Origin of the sequence: Delftia sp. 11MD (genome assembly GCF_050907895.1) — a bacterium.
Taxonomy (GTDB): Bacteria; Pseudomonadota; Gammaproteobacteria; order Burkholderiales; family Burkholderiaceae_C; genus Comamonas; species Comamonas tsuruhatensis.
This window is the reverse complement of the sequence record NZ_CP194333.1, coordinates 5288142-5303941: the sequence shown is the minus strand read 5'-3', so window position 1 is coordinate 5303941 and position 15800 is coordinate 5288142. Positions and strand designations below refer to the sequence as shown.

16 protein-coding genes are annotated in these 15800 nt (G+C 70.0%); 4 read left to right on the top strand and 12 right to left on the bottom strand.

Annotated elements, in window-relative coordinates; translation table 11 throughout:
* Positions 1-5: 5 nt before the first annotated feature.
* The 12 genes from ACRSCF_RS24305 to ACRSCF_RS24250 form a co-directional block, all read right to left on the bottom strand.
* Positions 6-1187, bottom strand: coding sequence for an acyl-CoA dehydrogenase family protein (locus tag ACRSCF_RS24305; protein ID WP_012203700.1), 1182 nt, complete (start codon positions 1185-1187; stop codon positions 6-8).
* Entirely contained in the window at positions 1184-1819 is a 636-nt protein-coding gene (gene msuE, locus ACRSCF_RS24300) for an FMN reductase (RefSeq protein WP_034367966.1), read from the bottom strand. Before msuE ends, ACRSCF_RS24305 begins: the two co-directional genes overlap by 4 nt.
* 271 nt (positions 1820-2090) lie before the next feature.
* Entirely contained in the window at positions 2091-3407 is a 1317-nt protein-coding gene (locus tag ACRSCF_RS24295; RefSeq protein ID WP_034367964.1) for an acyl-CoA dehydrogenase family protein, read from the bottom strand.
* A gap of 87 nt (positions 3408-3494) precedes the next feature.
* Complete coding sequence (locus tag ACRSCF_RS24290) at positions 3495-4859, bottom strand: LLM class flavin-dependent oxidoreductase (protein WP_013803957.1); 1365 nt, start codon at positions 4857-4859, stop codon at positions 3495-3497.
* Positions 4860-4884: 25 nt separating this feature from the next.
* Positions 4885-5709, bottom strand: coding sequence for a MetQ/NlpA family ABC transporter substrate-binding protein (locus ACRSCF_RS24285; RefSeq protein ID WP_012203704.1), 825 nt, complete (start codon positions 5707-5709; stop codon positions 4885-4887).
* A 25-nt stretch (positions 5710-5734) separates the two neighbouring features.
* Positions 5735-7012, bottom strand: coding sequence for an SfnB family sulfur acquisition oxidoreductase (locus ACRSCF_RS24280; RefSeq protein WP_244387254.1), 1278 nt, complete (start codon positions 7010-7012; stop codon positions 5735-5737).
* Positions 7013-7017: 5 nt separating this feature from the next.
* Positions 7018-8310, bottom strand: a complete 1293-nt coding sequence (locus tag ACRSCF_RS24275; protein WP_034367963.1) for an SfnB family sulfur acquisition oxidoreductase — start codon at positions 8308-8310, stop codon at positions 7018-7020.
* Between the two features lie 83 nt (positions 8311-8393).
* Positions 8394-9056 (bottom strand): methionine ABC transporter permease, encoded by a 663-nt coding sequence (locus ACRSCF_RS24270; RefSeq protein ID WP_012203707.1) that lies wholly within the window; start codon positions 9054-9056, stop codon positions 8394-8396.
* Positions 9028-10200 (bottom strand): methionine ABC transporter ATP-binding protein, encoded by a 1173-nt coding sequence (locus ACRSCF_RS24265; RefSeq protein ID WP_034367960.1) that lies wholly within the window; start codon positions 10198-10200, stop codon positions 9028-9030. Before ACRSCF_RS24265 ends, ACRSCF_RS24270 begins: the two co-directional genes overlap by 29 nt.
* Positions 10201-10223: 23 nt before the next feature.
* Positions 10224-11030, bottom strand: coding sequence for a MetQ/NlpA family ABC transporter substrate-binding protein (locus tag ACRSCF_RS24260; RefSeq protein ID WP_016449092.1), 807 nt, complete (start codon positions 11028-11030; stop codon positions 10224-10226).
* Positions 11031-11077: 47 nt separating this feature from the next.
* Positions 11078-11893: a MetQ/NlpA family ABC transporter substrate-binding protein gene (locus tag ACRSCF_RS24255; protein WP_016449091.1), complete on the bottom strand. Its 816-nt coding sequence runs from the start codon at positions 11891-11893 to the stop codon at positions 11078-11080.
* Positions 11894-12160: 267 nt separating this feature from the next.
* Positions 12161-12733 carry a MarR family winged helix-turn-helix transcriptional regulator gene (locus ACRSCF_RS24250; RefSeq protein ID WP_016454129.1) on the bottom strand — a complete coding sequence of 191 codons (573 nt, stop codon included), beginning with the start codon at positions 12731-12733 and terminating at the stop codon, positions 12161-12163.
* A gap of 141 nt (positions 12734-12874) precedes the next feature.
* Between ACRSCF_RS24250 and ACRSCF_RS24245 the strand changes: the two genes are divergently transcribed.
* The 4 genes from ACRSCF_RS24245 to ACRSCF_RS24230 all read left to right on the top strand — a co-directional run bounded on the left by ACRSCF_RS24245 (position 12875) and on the right by ACRSCF_RS24230 (position 15782).
* Complete coding sequence (locus ACRSCF_RS24245; protein WP_034367958.1) at positions 12875-13333, top strand: VOC family protein; 459 nt, start codon at positions 12875-12877, stop codon at positions 13331-13333.
* A gap of 39 nt (positions 13334-13372) precedes the next feature.
* Positions 13373-14059, top strand: a complete 687-nt coding sequence (locus ACRSCF_RS24240) for a flavin reductase family protein (RefSeq protein WP_034367956.1) — start codon at positions 13373-13375, stop codon at positions 14057-14059.
* A gap of 10 nt (positions 14060-14069) precedes the next feature.
* Positions 14070-14873 (top strand): 2-oxo-hept-4-ene-1,7-dioate hydratase, encoded by an 804-nt coding sequence (gene hpaH / locus ACRSCF_RS24235; RefSeq protein ID WP_016449088.1) that lies wholly within the window; start codon positions 14070-14072, stop codon positions 14871-14873.
* 138 nt (positions 14874-15011) lie between these two features.
* The gene (locus ACRSCF_RS24230) at positions 15012-15782 is read left to right on the top strand and encodes an SDR family oxidoreductase (RefSeq protein WP_013803947.1); all 771 of its coding nucleotides are present in this window, start codon (positions 15012-15014) and stop codon (positions 15780-15782) included.
* Positions 15783-15800 lie beyond the last annotated feature (18 nt).

The following is a 15800-nucleotide window of genomic DNA, read 5'->3' as shown; positions in this document are numbered from 1 at the left end:
CGGCGTCACGAGTAGAAGCTGGGCTGAGGATGGGTTCCGTTGAGCACCCAGTCGCCCAGCTCCTGCAGCTTGTAGTGCAGCGGGTCGTGCAGCGTCTGCGTGCGCAGGTTGCGCCAGAAGCGGTCAAAGCGCAGCGCCGCGTGCGTGGCGCGCGCGCCCGTGGCCTCGAAGATGCGGCTGGACAGGTCCAGCCCCGAGCGCGTGGTGGCAATCTTGGCGGCCGTCACGGCCACGGCGACTTCGCCGCGCTCGTGGGCGGTCAGCGCCGGGCCACGGCGCCAGGCGGCGTCAAAGCGCTGCGCGGCCTGCAGGGTCAGCAGGCGCGCGCCTTCCAGCGCGGCCCACAGCTCGCCATACAGCGCCTGGATGTGGGGGTCTGCGCCGGCCGCATCGGCAGGGGACTTGAACCAGGGCCGCGCCTCGTTCAGCGTGTAGCCGCGCGCCTGCTCCAGCGCACCCTGGGCAATGCCCAGGAACAGATGGGCCAGGATGAGCTGGGCCAGCAGCGGGCGCAGCGCGGCATGCGGCGTGGACAGCGGGCCGGGATCCAGCAGCAGCTCGGCCGCCTCCACGCGCACGCGCTCGAACAGGGCCGAGCCGCTGTCGGTCTGGCGCTGGCCCATGTTGTCCCAGTCGCGCAGCAAGGTGATGCCCGTGCGCTCCGTGGGCACCACGCCGATCAGCAGCTGGCCGCTGTCGGCATCGATGGCCGAGGCCACCAGCATCTGCGAGTCCAGCGCGCCCGAGGTAAAGCTCTTCTTGCCCGAGAACTCCCAGTGGCCGGGCTGGCGCGTGGCCGTGGTGCGGCGGTCCAGAGGGTTCAGCGTATTGCCCCAGAACCAGCGGTGGCGCGCCGTCTGCAGCAGCCAGGGCCGCCACTGGGCGGGCTGGCCGAACAGCTGCACGGTGGCCAGGTGCAGGTGCTGGAAGCCGTAGACATGGGCCAGCGAGCCGTCTGCCGTGGCCAGGATGCGCACCGTCTCCAGCGTCTGCACCCAGTCCGCGCCCAGGCCGCCCAGCTCGCGCGGAATGCTCAGTGCCAGCAGGCCGCTGGCGCGCAGCGCATCGCGCTCGGCCTTGGGTGTGCCGCCTGCGGCATCGCGCCGTGCCGCCGTGGCGGCAAGGCGCTGCGCCAGATCCTGCGCAGTGGCTATCGGGTCCGCAGGGACGGCCTCTGCCTGGCTCACGCGGGCTGCCCGGCCAGGGCCAGGTCGGCGGCTTCGGGAACGGGCCGCTGTGCCTCGGCCTGGGCCTGGGCCTGGGCCTGCACCAGCTGCTGCAGCGCACCGCGCAGCACCGGGGCCGACAGCTGCACGGTCAGCTCGATGCGCTGGCGCAGCGATTCGCTGTGCACCTGGCCGTCCTGGATGTCCTCGGGCGTGGAGTACACGCCAATGGGCAGGGTGAGGGCCGAGAAAAAGCCGAACAGCGGGCGCAGCTGGTGGTCCAGGATGAGTGCGTGGCGCGGGCTGCCGCCGGTGGCGGCCAGCAGCACGGGCGTGCCCTGCAGCGCGTCCAGGTCGATGAGGTCGAACAGGTGCTTGAGCAGGCCCGGCAGGCTGGCGCGGAAGACCGGCGCGCCGACGATCAGGAAGTCGGCCTGCTCGATGGCCTCGATGGCCTGCAGCGTGGCCGGCGGCAGGTCGTTCTTGGACAGGGCCGCGCCCAGGTGGGGCTGCAGGTCCAGCAGGTCGATGACCTGTGCCTGCAGCGGCAGCTCCTGGCCCAGGCGGGCATGCAGGGCGTCCAGCAGGACACGGGTGCGGGAGGGGCGGCTCAGGCTGCCATTGACGATGACAGTCTTCAGCGATCGGCTCATGGAAACTCCTTGGCGTGGGTTCCAGGAGGCAGCGCGGCATGCGGTTTGCGAAGACTGCCAGCCCGGACGAGGTGGGATGGATGCCTTCATTACAGGGCCGAACGCCGGTATGGCGAAAGAAACTTAATGCATTTGCTTATCGGTTTGGGTGCCTTGGCAAGTGCTTGTTTCTGAAAGGGATTTTGTGGCGCATGGCATGTGCTAATGCGTTCTGGCGATATGCGCACGGCCGCTGCGCCCGTCCCTGCGCAGCGCGGCCGCACAAGGGCCTTCAGCCCGCCACTGCCGCCACGCCCGTCACGCCCACGTGCCAGTAGTAGATGGGGTCGGCGCCGTTGAGCAGGATGTCGCCCGCCGAGCGGGCCTTGTACAGCACGGGGTTGTGCGAGGCCAGGGTGCGCGCATTGCGCCAGTGGCGGTCCAGTGCCAGGTCTTCGGACAGGGCGCTGGAGCCGCCCACCTCGAACAGCCGCGCGGCCGCCTGCAGCACGGGATCGACCACGGCCACCTGGGCCTGGGCCGTGCGCAGCTCCAGGGCATGCAGCTGCTGCAGCGGCACCTCGCGCCCGGCCTCGCGTTCGCGCGCGATGCGGCCCAGCTCGGCGGCCACGTCGGCCACGGCCAGGCCTGCGATGTAGGCCGTGCCGGCCAGCTGGCCGACGATGTGCTGCACCAGCGGATCGTCCTTGGGCAGGGTGGCGCTGCCGTGGCTGAACACGCGGCGGCGCGCCTGCACATAGGCGATGGCATCGCGCTGCAAGGCCCGGGCAATGCCGGCCAGGGTGGCCAGGTGGGCCAGCTGGAAATAGGCCACCAGGGGCGTGGGCTGGGCGCGCGGGAAGCGGATCACGGCGTCGTCGGGCACGCGCACCTGGCTGAGCACGGTGGTGCCAGAGCCGGTCAGGCGCTGGCCAAAGCCGCGCCAGTCATCGAAGCGCTGCACGCCGGCCTCCGAGGTGGGCACGACGGCGTGCACGGTCTGGTCTTCCTTGCCCGGCTCCACCGCGCGCGCCACCACGGTCACCCAGTCGGCATACAGGGTGCCCGTGCTGTAGAACTTGCGCCCGTCCAGCCGCCACCAGCCGGGCTGCGCATCGGGCACCAGGGTGGTCTGCAGCGTGCCCAGGGTGCCCGTGCCCACCTCGGTGGTGGCATTGCCGAACACGGCGCCGCGCGCGGCCAGCGGCAGCCAGCGGGCCTGGGTGGCGGCATCGCGGTCGATGAGCACGCGGTCCAGAAAGCCGAAGTGCGGGCGCAGGATCTGGGCGACGTTGGAGTCGGCCTCGGCCAGCTCGGTCCACAGCGCAAACAGCTGCTCCACGCTGGCGCCGGCTCCGCCAAGGCGGCGCGGCACGCGCAGCGCGGTGAAGCCGCTGTCACGCAGCCAGGCGATGGGTTCATGGGCCAGGCTGCGCGTGCGTTCGCGCTCGGCCGCACCCTGGGCGATGCGGTCGAACACAGGGCGAAAGCGTGCCTGCAGCGAGGGCGCGTCGGGATCGGCCGGGCCGTCTGTGGTTGGGCCGTCTGTGGTTGGGCCGGGTGCCGCGTAGGCCGCAGGCTCGGTGGCGCAGGGGAGGGTGGTGGTCATGGCTTTGCAAATTCAAAGGCCCGCCAACCCGGCCTGCCTGCAAGGCAGAGCCGGGCCACGGGCCGGTGGGGAGGGTGGCTAAGGACTTCAACGCCGCCAGCGCGCGGCGGCGTGGCTGGCGGGCAGGCGGTCGCCCTGGCCGAACAGGCGCTGGCGCAGCGTGGCGTCCTCGCCGTAGCTGGTGCGGTAGCGGCCCCGGTTCTGCAGCTCGGGCACGACCAGGCGGGCGAAGTCTTCCCAGGTCTCGGGCGCGACGATGCGGGTCAGGTTGAAGCCGTCGATCTCGCCCACGTCGATCCAGCGCTCCAGCTCGTCGGCCACCTGGGACGGGTCGCCCACGATGGTGGCGTAGCGGCTGCCCAGCGTGAACTGCTCCAGCAGCTTGCGCCGCGTGGTCCAGCCCTGCTTCTGCGCGGCCTGGGCCGCCGACTGGATGGCGTTGGTGTTGCCGAAGGAGATGGGGTCGTCCAGCCCGTACTGCGCAAAGTCCACGCCGGTGCTGGCGGCAAAGTGGGCCAGCCCGCTTTCCGCGCTGGCGTGGGCCAGGTAGTCGGCGTATTTCTCGCGCGCCTCGGCCTCGGTGCGGCCGGGCACCACGGCCACGCCGGCGTAGATCTTGATGTCCTCGGGACGCCGGCCCGCGTCCACGGCGGCCTGGCGCAGCTGGCGCGAGGCCTCGCGCGCGGCCTCGGGCGTGCGTGCGCCGATGAAGATGCCCTCGGCATGCCGGCCCGCAAAGCGCAGCCCGCGCGGCGAGGTGCCGGCCTGGAACAGCACGGGCGTGCGCTGGGGCGAGGGCGCGCTCATGTGGATGGCGTTGGCGCGGTAGAACGGCCCCTCGTGCACCACCGGGTGCACCTTGCCGGGCAGGGCGTGGATGCGCCGCGCCTTGTCGGCGATCACGGCGCCCTCTTCCCAGCTGCCTTCCCAGAGCTTGTAGGAAAGCTCCAGGAAGTCGTCGGCGCGGTCGTAGCGGCTGTCGTGCTCGGCCAGGCCGTCCTGGCCCAGGCCGCGCGCGCCGCTGTCCACATAGCCGGTGACGATGTTCCAGCCGATGCGGCCGTTGGTCAGCTGGTCCAGCGTGGTCACGTCGCGCGCGAAGGTATAGGGCTGGTGCGCGCCCACGGTGGCCGTGAGGCCGAAGCCGATGTGCCGCGTCACCGCCGCCATGGCCGAGACCAGCAGCCAGGGGTTGTTGACGGGCAGCTGTATGCCTTCGCGCAGGGTCAGGTCCACGCCGCCCTGGTAGACGTCGTAGTAGCCGACCACGTCGGCGATGAAGATGCCGTCGAACAGGCCTTCCTCCAGCACCCTGGCGATGTGGGTCCAGTAGGCCAGCGTGCCGTACTCGGTGGAGCGGTCGCGCGGATGGGTCCACAGCCCGTGGTGTATGTGGCCCACGCAGTTCATGTTGAAGGCGTTGACGTGGATGTGGCGCTTGGCTTGCGTCATGGGGCGGGTCCTGCAGTCCGTTGCGTCAGTTCTTCAACCAGGCCAGGCGGTAGAGCTTCTGGTCGTTCAGGTAGAAGGCGTGGATGGTCTTGCGCACCACGTCGGAGTTTTTGTAGATGTCCAGGAAGCGGGCGATGCGCGGGTCGGCCGCGCGGTCGCTGCGGGCCACGAACTGGATGGCCCAGGAGTCGTCCTCGTAGCTGGTGTAGGCCAGGCCCTTGCTGGCATCGAAGGCCTTGGAGGCGATGATGAAATACGGAAAGCCCTGGGCCAGGTCCACGTCGGGCGTGGTGCGCGCCAGCTGCGGGCCCTCGATCTCCACGAACTGCAGCTTCCTGGGGTTGGAGACGATGTCCGCCTGGGTGCCCAGCAGCCCGGTGTCGGGGCGCAGCGTGATCAGGCCCGCGTGCTGCAGCAGGCGCAGGCCGCGGCCCACGTTGACGGGGTCGCTGGCAATGGCCACCTTGGCGCCCGTGGGCAGGTCGGCCAGGGATTTGTGGCGCGTGGAGTACAGGCCCAGATAGGACAGGATGCCCGCCTGCACGCTGGTGAACTTGAAGCCCTTGCTGCGCGCTGCATTGGCCAGGTAGTTGCTGTTCTGGTAGTAGTTGAGGTCGATGTCGCCCGCGTCCAGCGCCACGTTGGGCGTGGCCCAGTCGGTGAATTCCACCACCTGCACGTCCAGGCCCTGCTTCTTGGCTTCCTTGGCGGCGGCTTCCACCGAGTCCGCGAAGATGCCCGGCACCACGCCGATCTTCAGGGGCGCTGCCAGGGCGCTGCCCGCGAGCAGGGCAGCGCCCAGGAAGGCGGCCAGCCGGGGCCAGAGTGTGGGGGAGGTCGTTGTCATCATTGCATTCCTGTGTCGTTGATAAAGGTCAGAGCGCGCCATGGCGCGGCGGGCGTATGCCGTTGAGCACGTAGTTGCCCACGGCGTGGTATTTCCAGCGCACGGGGTCGTGCAGGGTGTGGGTGCGCGCGTTGCGCCAGAAGCGGTCCAGGCCCTGTCCCGCCAGGGTGGAGGCCGTGCCTGCCAGCTCGAACAGCTTGCTGCCCGCCAGCAGGCTGGCGCTGGTGCTCAGCGCCTTGGCCTGGGCCACGGCCACCGAGGCGGCGGCCACGCTGTCGTCCGTGGGCGCACGCTGGGCGGCGTCCACGGCCAGGGCCGCGCGGGCCACCAGGGCATCGGCGGCGCGCAGGCGCACGTGGACATTGCCCAGTTGCTGCAGCAGCAGCGGGTCCTGCGTGGCGCTGGCCACGCCCGCGTCCACCCAGGGCCGCGCATGCTCGCGGATGAAGGGCAGGGCGGCCTGCAGCGCGCCGTGGCCAATGCCCGCGTCCAGGGCGGCATGGATGATCTGGGCAAAGGGGCCGATGGTGGTGGGCCGCTCGAAGGAACTGGTGAAGGGCACCACCCATTCGGGCTCCACGCGCACGCGGTCGAACTGCACCGAGCCGCTGCCGGTCACGCGCTGGCCGAAGCCATCCCAGTCGTCGGTGACGGTGACGCCGGCCGCATCGCGCGGGATGAAGACCAGATACATGCGCTCGCCTTGCCCCGGCGCCTCTTCCTGCGCGCTGACCAGGGTGGGAATCCAGTGCGCGAACAGGGCGCCCGTGCAATAGAACTTGCGCCCCTGCACGAACCAGCCGCCGCTGTCGCGCAGCAGCCGGGTGCGGCGCTGGAAGTCGCGGTGGCCGATCTCGGCCAGCGCATTGCCCAGGCGTTCGCCGCGCAGCACACGGTCATAGAAGAAGGCCTTTTGCGCGGGCGATCCGCCCACGCGCAGCACTTCCAGCGAGTAGTAGTGGTTCTGCGGAATGTGGCCGAAGTTGCCATCGGCCGCCGCAATCAGGGCAATGGCCCGCGTCAGCGTGGCCGTGGACACGCCCGCGCCGCCGTACTCCCGGGGAATGGTGATGCCCCACAGGCCGCTCTGGCTGAACTGCTCCACCTCCTGCCAGGGCAGCAGGCGGTCGCGGTCGCGCGCCAGGGCGCCGGGGGCGATGAGGGCGGCAAAACTGCGGGCTGCCTCCAGCGCCTCGGCCTCGCTGCCGATGATGTGGGCGGGCCGGGCCGGAGGCGCGGCGGGCGCGGGCTGGCCGCCCGGCGTGGAGGCCAGGGCCTGCAGCTCTTGGGTCGATGTCTGTGTCATGGCGGTCAGTTCCACTGGTGGCGGCGCGGCAGGGCGCCGTTGAGCAGGTAGTTGCCCAGCAGGTGGTATTTCCAGCGCACGGGGTCGTGCAGCGTGTGCACGCGGGCGTTGCGCCAGTGGCGGTCCAGGCGGTGGGCAGCGCGGCTGGCCGAGGAGCCGGCCAGCGCGAACAGGTGCTCGCCGGCCTGCAGCGCGGCCTCGGTGGTGAGGATCTTGGCCTCGGCCACGGCCACCGAGGCCTGGGCGCTGGCCTGCTCGTCCACCGCGCCACCAGCCGCTGCAGCCAGCGCATCCAGCGTTCGCGCGGCCTCCAGCAACACGGCATGGGCCGCGTCCACCTCGATCTGCAGCTGGCCGACCTCGTGGATGAGGTGGGGATCGTCGCTGGCACGCGCCACGCCCGAGTCCATCCAGGGCCGGCTCTTGTCGCGCACGAAGTCCACCGCGTCGCGCAGCGCGCCCTGGGCAATGCCCGCGTCGATGGAGGCCTGGATCAGCTGCGACACCGGGCCGGACAGCGAGGGCGTGGCCTCGAACTGCCAGGCAGGCACCACGTCGCCCGGCTGTACCTGCACGCTGTCCAGCTGCACGCTGCCGCTGGCCGTGGTGCGCTGGCCGAAGGAGTCCCAGTCGTCGAACACGGTCACGCCCGGCGCATCGCGCCGCACCCAGACCTGCACGATGCGGCCCTCCTCGTCCTGGGCACGGAAGGGTACCCAGTGCGCGAAGGCCGAGCCCGTGGAGTAAAAGCGCGTGCCGCTGACGCGCAGGCCGCCTGCCGCATCGCGCGACAGGCGCGCCGTGGCCTCCAGCACATGGGCCGCGCGGCCCTTGCGCTCCGGCCCGGCATTGCCCAGGCGGTGGCCGGCCAGCACGTCGGCGAACCAGCGGCGCTTCTGGGACTCGCTGCCCATGTCCCGCAGGTTCTGCAGCACGGCGAAATGGTTCTGCGGAATCTGGCCCAGCGAAGGGTCGGCCGCGCACAGCGTGACGAAGACCTGGGCCAGCGTCTCGTAGGAAGCGCCCAGGCCGCCGTAGGCGCGGGGCACGGTGATGGCGCCCAGCCCGCTGGCCGTGTGGCGCTCGATTTCCTGCCAGGGCAGGCGCCGCTCGTGGTCGCGGGCCGCTGCGTCCACGCGCCATTCATCGGCCAGGGTCTGGGCGGCCTGCAGGGCCTCGGCCTCGCTGGTGATGCGGTGCGGGGTGGAGGGCGGCAGGGGCAGGCGCCGCAGCGCCCCGCCCGGGGTGTGGTGTGTGTTGCCGGGCAAGGCTGCGCCCAGGGCATCCGGTGTGGTCATTCCGTGCCTCGTTGCTGAGTCGGTGGGGAGAGGGCCGCCAGGCGGCGGCCCCGGAGGGAAAGGCTTGGTGCCTGTTTTCAGCGTCAGCGGCTGCGCAGCCGGCGCACGTAGCGGTCGCCCAGCACCTGGACCACGGTGACCAGCGCGATCAGCACGGCAATCACCAGCAGCATCACCTGGGTGTCGAAGCGCTGGTAGCCGTAGCGGATGGCCAGGTCGCCCAGGCCGCCCGCGCCCACGGCGCCGGCCATGGCCGAGGAACTGATCAGCGCCACCAGGGTGATGGTGAAGCCGCCCACGATGCCGGGCAGGGCCTCGGGCAGGTAGACGTGGCGCACGATGTCCCACTTGCGGCAGCCCATGGCCTGGGCGGCTTCGATGAGGCCGGGATCGACCTCGCGCAGGCTGACCTCGACGATGCGCGCAAAGAACGGCGTGGCGCTGATGGCCAGCGGCACGATGGCCGCCCACACGCCGATGGTGGTGCCCGTCACCAGCCGCGTGAACGGGATCAGCGCCACCAGCAGCACGATGAAGGGCGTGGCACGGAAGCCGTTGATCACGCTGCCCAGCGCGCGGTGCGTGCGCGGCGAGGCCAGGAAGCCGCCGGGTGCGGTGACGATGAGCAGCACCGCCAGCGGAATGCCCGCCGCCAGCGCGATGCCGCCCGAGACGCCGACCATCATCAGCGTGTCGGCCAGCGCGTTGCCGTAGCGCTCAATGGGAATGGACAGATTCAGCGACATATCCGAGATCCTTGATGTCATGCGCAATGGCCGCCGGGCCCTGCGTCAATGTGTGCCAGTCATGCGCGGCCGTGCCGCCGCCCAGCGCGATCAGCAGCTGCCCCTGGGCATGGCCCTGGATGCGGTCCACGCCGCCATGCAGCAGGCGAACCCGGCCGCCCAGGGCCTGGGCGATGCGCGGGAAGTCGGGCTCCAGCCCGTCCTCGCCGCGGTAGGTCAGCTGCAGGATGCGTTCGTGGCGGCCTGCGGGCGCGTCGGGCAGCAGGCGCTGGCGCAGGTCGTCGGGCAGGCCGTGCTGCAGCGGTGCCAGCAGGGCGCGCGTTGCCGGGTGCTGCGGGTTGCCGAAGACCTTCCAGACCTCGCCCAGCTCTGCGATGCGGCCCTGCTCCAGCACCAGCACGCGGTCGGCGATCTCGCGGATCACGCTCATCTCGTGCGTGATCAGGACGATGGTGATGCCCAGCTTGCGGTTGATGGTGCGCAGCAGCTCCAGGATGGACTGCGTGGTCTCGGGGTCCAGGGCCGAGGTGGCCTCGTCGCACAGCAGGATCTCGGGGTCGGTGGCCAGGGCGCGGGCAATGCCCACGCGCTGCTTTTGCCCGCCCGACAGCCGGCTCGGATAGGTGCCAGCCTTCTCCTGCAGGCCCACCAGGGCCAGCAGCTCATTCACCCGCGCATTGATGCGTGCGCGCGGCAGGCCCGCCACCTGCAGCGGCAGGGCCACGTTGTCATGCACCGTCTTGGCCGACAGCAGGTTGAAGTGCTGGAAGATCATGCCGATGCGCCGGCGCAGCTGCACCAGTTGCGCCTCGTCCAGCGTGCCGATGTCCACGCCGTCGACCCGCACCTGGCCGCTGCTGGGCTGCTCCAGCCGGTTGATGGTGCGCAGCAGGCTGGACTTGCCCGCGCCGCTGCGCCCGATGATGCCGAAGATGCTGCCCGGCGCGATCTCCAGGCTGATCGCGTCCAGCGCCTGTACGGGCCCGGCCGAAGACTGGTAGGTCTTGGCCACGCCGCTGAAGGCCACGGCGCCGGGCCCACGGATGGATTCCCGCGTGGTGCCGGCCGCTGCCGATGAGCGCCTGTCCGCCTCGTGGGCCGGCCTGTCCGCCAGGGGCTGCCTGGCTGCAATGCTGGTTGACATGGCTGAAGTCCTCCCCGCGCCGCTCAGGGCTTGACCCAGGCCAGGTTGTACAGGCGCTTGTCGTTGGAAAAGGCGCGCTGGGCTTCGGCCTTCACCGCATCGGAGTTCTGGTAGATGCGGATGAACTTCTGCACCACGGGGTCCTGCGTGCGGTTGGCCTTGACCACGAACTGGATGGAAAAGCGCGCGTCCTCGATGCCCGAATATGCAAGCCCGCTGGACGGATCGAAGGCCTTGGCCGCCACGATGAAGTGCGGGTAGCCCTGTGCGATGTCCACGTCGCCCGTGATGCGCACCAGCTGCGGCCCCTCGACCTCGACGAAGCTGAGCTTCTTGGGGTTCTCGACGATGTCGTCCAGGCTGCCCAGGTAGCCCACGCCGGGCTTGAGCTTGATCAGCCCCACCTTCTGCAGCAAGAGCAGGCCGCGCCCCTGGTTCACGGGGTCGTTGGCAATGCCCACCTTGCCGCCCTGCGGCACCTGGGCGATGGCCTTGTGCTTGAGCGAGTACAGGCCCACGTTGGCCAGGATGCCCGTGCCCGCGCTGGCCAGCTTGTAGCCGTTCTTCTGGATGGCGTTGTCCAGGAAGGGCTGGTGCTGGAAGTAGTTGATGTCCAGGTCGCCCGAGTCCACGGCCACGTTGGGCGTGGTCCAGTCGGTGAACTCCACCACCTGCACATCGATGCCCTGGGCCTTGGCCTCCCTGGCGGCCACGGCCACCGAGTCGGCGTAGGCGCCGGGCACCACGCCGATGCGCAGCTTGTCGGCAGCATGGGCGGAGAACAGGGCCAGGGCGGCCAGCGGGGCGATCAGGGCACGGGAAAGCTTCATCGGGATCTCCGGAAAAAAAGGTTCGAAAAAGACAGGAAGGGGCCGCGTCACGGCTTGCGCCACGGCAGGCTGTACAGCCTGTCGTTGGCGGCGAATGACTTGTGGATCTGCGCCTGCACGGCGCCCGAGGTCTGGTAGATGCGCACGAACTGCGCAATGCGCGGGTCCCGGGCGTTGTCCTGGCGCGAGACGAAGCGGATGGCGTAGTACAGGTCGTCAATGCCCGAATACAGCAGCGCATTGCCGGCCACCTGCGGCCGCCCGGCGTTGACGAAGTGGGCCGGGTAGCCCTGGGCCAGGTCCACATCGTCCAGCGCGCGCACCAGCTGCGGCCCTTCGATCTCGACAAAGCGCAGCCTGCGCGGGTTGGACACGATGTCGTCCAGCCCCGCGCGCGGGCCCTTGCCTTCGCGCAGCTGGATCAGGCCGGCCTTCTCCAGCAGCAGCAGGCCGCGCCCCTGGTTGACGGGGTCATTGGCCACGCCCACGCGCGCACCCTCCTTCAGGTCGGCAAAGCGCTGGGTCTTGAGCGAGTACAGGCCGATGTTGGGCAGCAGGCCCGTGGCCACGCTGGTGAAGGCATAGCCGCGCTCGCGGATGGCGTTGTCCAGGAAGGCCTGGTGCTGGAAGTAGTTGAGGTCGATGTCGCCGGCCGCCAGCGCCGTGTTGGGCGTGGTCCAGTCGGTGAACTCGATGACCTGCACGTCCAGCCCCTGGGCGCGCGCCTCCTTGGCGGCGACCTCCACGGAGTCGGCCAGCGAGCCGGGCGTGACGCCTATCTTCAGCGCGGCGGCCGCCGCAAGGCCGGGCAGCGCCAGCGTGGCGGCGAGCGACCAGAGCAATGTGTTTCTGCGCGTGGGCAAGGCGTGGTTCCTCCAGCTCGGCCAGGCCCGGCGCCGGCGCCCACATGGCGCCTGCCGGCATGGCCTCTGAAGGCATTGCAACACCCGGCCCCGGCGCGCACCACGACGGAATTCACATTTCCTTATAGCGAGCCATGCGCGGCGCAAGGCATTGATCGCAAAGGAAATTTTGCACAGGCGAGATTGAGCTTATGCCCGCGCGAAATATGGCACCGTGCCGGCTGCGCAGGCTTGCGGCAGCCAGGGCGGCCTGCCGCGCTCCCAGGATCAAGCGCCCTGTTGCGCCTTCATCCTCGTCCAGGCCTTGAACAGGATGGACTGCAGGCTGGCACGCTCGCCCTCGTCCAGGTAGTCGACCAGCGACTCGCACATGCGCCAGAAGGCCGGCAGCGCGCGGGCCAGCACCTCGCGGCCCTGGTCGGTGAGCGCCAGGTCGAAGCTGCGGCGGTCTTCCTGGCTGAGGCTGCGCGCCAGCAGCGAGCGCTTTTCCAGCCAGTCCAGCAGGCCCGTCACCGACGAGCGCGTCACGCCGACGTAGCTGGCGATATAGGACGGCGTGACCACCGTGTCGCCCAGCAGCCCGCGCTCGGCCAGGCCGAAGATCATGAGCACGTCGAGCTTGCTCTCGGACAGGCCGAACGCCTGCAGCGATGCGTTGGCGCGCTGCTCCACATCGTCGGCCAGCCACAGCAGCAGCAGGCCCAGGCCGGCGGCCGGCGTGTCGGTGCCGGGCTGCGCGGTCTCGGCCATCAGGGCCAGGTGCGGGCGCAGCGCTTCGGGGGCGTTGGCGAGGGGGGTGGAGTCGGGGGCCGGTGCGGCAGCGGTCTTGCGCGGACTCATTGGAGTGGATGGAAGCGGTTGAGGCCGGGATGAAGCCGGGAGAAGAAAGGGCGGTTGATTTTACGGCTTTCATATATTACGCTTTATGTATAGTACGTTAAGCGTATTATTTGGCAGCACACAAATATGCAAGGACATCCCATGCCCATCAAAGTTCTGGAACTCCACCATGTCGGGTTCGGCGTCAACCACGCCCAGGCCGACGCCATGCTCGACTTCTACCGCGAAGTGCTGAACCTGCCCCAGGACGCCGCGCGCTGGAAGATCCCCGGCATCTACGGCTCCTGGATCAACCTGCCCAACGGCAGCCAGTTGCACATCCTCGGCAGCGAGGGGCCGTCGCGCTATGCGCAGGGCCCGGGCAAGGACCCTGTGTCCAACCACATCGCGCTGGCCGTGGACGACATCCTCGGCGCCGAGCAGGAGCTGCAGGCGCGCGGCGTCGATTACTTCACGCTGGACAACGTGGCATCGCCCAGCCTCAAGCAGCTGTTCCTGCGCGACCCGGCCGGCAACCTGGTGGAACTGCACCAGTCCAATGCGCGCGCCCCGGGCATCGCCCAGGCCGAGCAGGACGCGGCGTGCGCCGGCAACGAGTGACGCGACGCCCTCCCTTTTTCCCTTCCCCTCCGGATTCCCATGTACTTTGAAATGCAATCGCTCAACAGCGAGCAGCGCAGCAACATCCTGCACTCCCTGGTTCTGCCCCGTCCCATCGCCTGGATCAGCTCGGTGGACGGGGACGGCACGGTCAACGTCGCGCCGTTTTCCTTCTTCAACGCCATGTCGGGCGATCCACCGCTGCTGTGCGTGTGCATTGGCTCGCGCCAGGGCGTGCTCAAGGACACGGCGCGCAACATCGCGGCCACGGGCGAGTTCGTGGTGAACCTGGTGTCCGAGCCGCTGGCGCGCCGCATGGCGGTGACGGCCATAGAGTTCGGCGCGCAGGTGGACGAGTCGGCCCAGGCCGGTCTGGTCCTGGGCGATGCACGGCGGGTGAAGGCGCCGCGCATCGTGGACAGCCCTGCTTCATTCGAGTGCCGCGTGCGCCAGCTCATCGATATCGACGGCGTGCGCAGCCTGGTGCTGGCCGATGTGCTGGCCGCCCATGTCATGGATGCGGCCGTGGTCGATGGCGAGCTCATGTACTTCGACCCCGCGCCCATGGAGCTGATCGCGCGGCTGCAGAACCCCGGCTGGTATGGCCGCGTGGGCGATGCCTTCCAGATACCCACGCCTTCGGTGGCGCAGTGGGATGCCATGCAGCGCCAGGGCGTGTCCGACGGCTACCTGGCCTGGGCCGACGATGGCCCCGCCGCGCGCTGAAGGGCCGCCCATGCTTGCGCAACACACCATAGACAGCCTGGCGGCCGAGCTGCACGCCAGCGAAAAAAGCCGGGTGCAGGTCCGGCACTTTTCCCGCCGCCATCCGGACATGACGGTGCAGGACGGCTACGCCATCTCGCGCGCCTGGATGCGGCTCAAGCGCGCCGAGGGCCGCACGGTCAGGGGCCACAAGATCGGCCTGACCTCGCGTGCCATGCAGCAGGCCGTGCAGATCACCGAGCCCGACTACGGCACCCTGCTGGACGACATGTTCTTCGAGCCCGGCGGCGACATTCCCTTTGCGCGCTTCATCGCTCCGCGCGTGGAGGTGGAGCTGGCCTTCGTGCTGGGCCGCGCGCTCAAGGGGCCGGGCGTCACCCTGTGCGATGTGCTGGCCGCCACCGACTGGGTGGTGCCCGCCGTGGAAATCATCGACGCCCGCATCGAGCAAAAGGACCGCGATACCCAGGCCATGCGCACGGTGCGCGACACCATCGCCGACAACGCGGCCAATGCCGGCATCGTCATGGGCGGGCGGCCCGTGCGCCCCGACGCGGTGGACCTGCGCTGGGTGTCGGCGCTGCTGCAGCGCAACGGCGTGATCGAGGAGTCCGGCGTGGCGGCCGCCGTGCTCAACCATCCGGCCACGGGCGTGGCCTGGCTGGCCAACCGGCTCGCGCAATGGGATGAGCAGCTGGACGCAGGCCAGGTGGTGCTGGCAGGCTCGTTCACGCGGCCCGTCACGGCCCAGGCCGGCGACAGCTTCCATGTGGACTACGGGCCGCTGGGCTCCATTGCCTGGCGCTTTGCCTGAGCTTCGTCCGCAGTGCGGCGATGGTGTCGCCTGCGGCACAGTCCGCAGGCCCGGCGCGTCGTCGACAATGCAGCGGCGCCGCCCGCCACCGGTGCGCGGGCGGCGGCTGCAACACTTGCACTACAGGATGGACAAGCAATGGAGATGAAGAACGCAAAGACGGCCGTGGTCACGGGCGGAGGAACCGGCGTGGGCAAGGCCGTGGCGCTGGCCCTGGCGGGCGCTGGCTACCAGGTGGTGGTGGCGGGCCGCCGCCAGGCGCCGCTGGATGAGACCTGCGCCGAGGCCCAGGCAAAGTACGGCGCAGGCGAGCGCATGCTGGGCATTGCCACCGATGTCAGCGATCCGGCTGCCGTGGAGCAGCTGTTCGCGCGCACGGTGCAGCGCTTCGGTCGCGTGGACCTGCTGTTCAACAACGCGGGCCGGGGCAATCCGCCCGGCTCCTTCCTGGACTGGACGCCCGAGCAGTGGCGCGAGGTGGTCGATGTCAACCTCAACGGCATGTTCTATTGCCTGCAGCAGGCCTTCCGCACCATGCGCGACCAGTCGCCGCGCGGTGGCCGCATCATCAACAACGGCTCCATCTCCGCGCATGCGCCGCGCCCCAATTCCAGCGCCTACACGGCCACCAAGCATGCCGTCATGGGCCTGACCAAGACGGCTGCGCTCGACGGCCGTGCCTACGACATCGCCGTGGGCCAGATCGACATCGGCAATGCCATGACCGAGCTGGCATCGCGCATGGCCAAGGGCGTGCCCCAGGCCAATGGCGAGATCGCGGTGGAGCCGCTGATCGACGCGGATGTGGTGGGCCAGTCCGTGCTCTACATGGCCAGCCTGCCGCTGGAGGCCAACGTGCTGTTCCACACGGTGATGGCCACCAAGATGCCCTTCGTGGGCCGGGGCTGAACCGGCAAAGGCAGGCCC

Coding starts and splice junctions, on each gene's coding strand:
- msuE (WP_034367966.1), bottom strand. CDS start 1,819: ATGAGCCGATCGCTGAAGACTGTCATCGTCAATGGCAGCCTGAGCCGC.
- ACRSCF_RS24295 (WP_034367964.1), bottom strand. CDS start 3,407: ATGACCACCACCCTCCCCTGCGCCACCGAGCCTGCGGCCTACGCGGCA.
- ACRSCF_RS24290 (WP_013803957.1), bottom strand. CDS start 4,859: ATGACGCAAGCCAAGCGCCACATCCACGTCAACGCCTTCAACATGAAC.
- ACRSCF_RS24285 (WP_012203704.1), bottom strand. CDS start 5,709: ATGATGACAACGACCTCCCCCACACTCTGGCCCCGGCTGGCCGCCTTC.
- ACRSCF_RS24280 (WP_244387254.1), bottom strand. CDS start 7,012: ATGACACAGACATCGACCCAAGAGCTGCAGGCCCTGGCCTCCACGCCG.
- ACRSCF_RS24275 (WP_034367963.1), bottom strand. CDS start 8,310: ATGACCACACCGGATGCCCTGGGCGCAGCCTTGCCCGGCAACACACAC.
- ACRSCF_RS24270 (WP_012203707.1), bottom strand. CDS start 9,056: ATGTCGCTGAATCTGTCCATTCCCATTGAGCGCTACGGCAACGCGCTG.
- ACRSCF_RS24265 (WP_034367960.1), bottom strand. CDS start 10,200: ATGTCAACCAGCATTGCAGCCAGGCAGCCCCTGGCGGACAGGCCGGCC.
- ACRSCF_RS24260 (WP_016449092.1), bottom strand. CDS start 11,030: ATGAAGCTTTCCCGTGCCCTGATCGCCCCGCTGGCCGCCCTGGCCCTG.
- ACRSCF_RS24250 (WP_016454129.1), bottom strand. CDS start 12,733: ATGAGTCCGCGCAAGACCGCTGCCGCACCGGCCCCCGACTCCACCCCC.
- ACRSCF_RS24245 (WP_034367958.1), top strand. CDS start 12,875: ATGCCCATCAAAGTTCTGGAACTCCACCATGTCGGGTTCGGCGTCAAC.
- ACRSCF_RS24240 (WP_034367956.1), top strand. CDS start 13,373: ATGTACTTTGAAATGCAATCGCTCAACAGCGAGCAGCGCAGCAACATC.
- hpaH (WP_016449088.1), top strand. CDS start 14,070: ATGCTTGCGCAACACACCATAGACAGCCTGGCGGCCGAGCTGCACGCC.
- ACRSCF_RS24230 (WP_013803947.1), top strand. CDS start 15,012: ATGGAGATGAAGAACGCAAAGACGGCCGTGGTCACGGGCGGAGGAACC.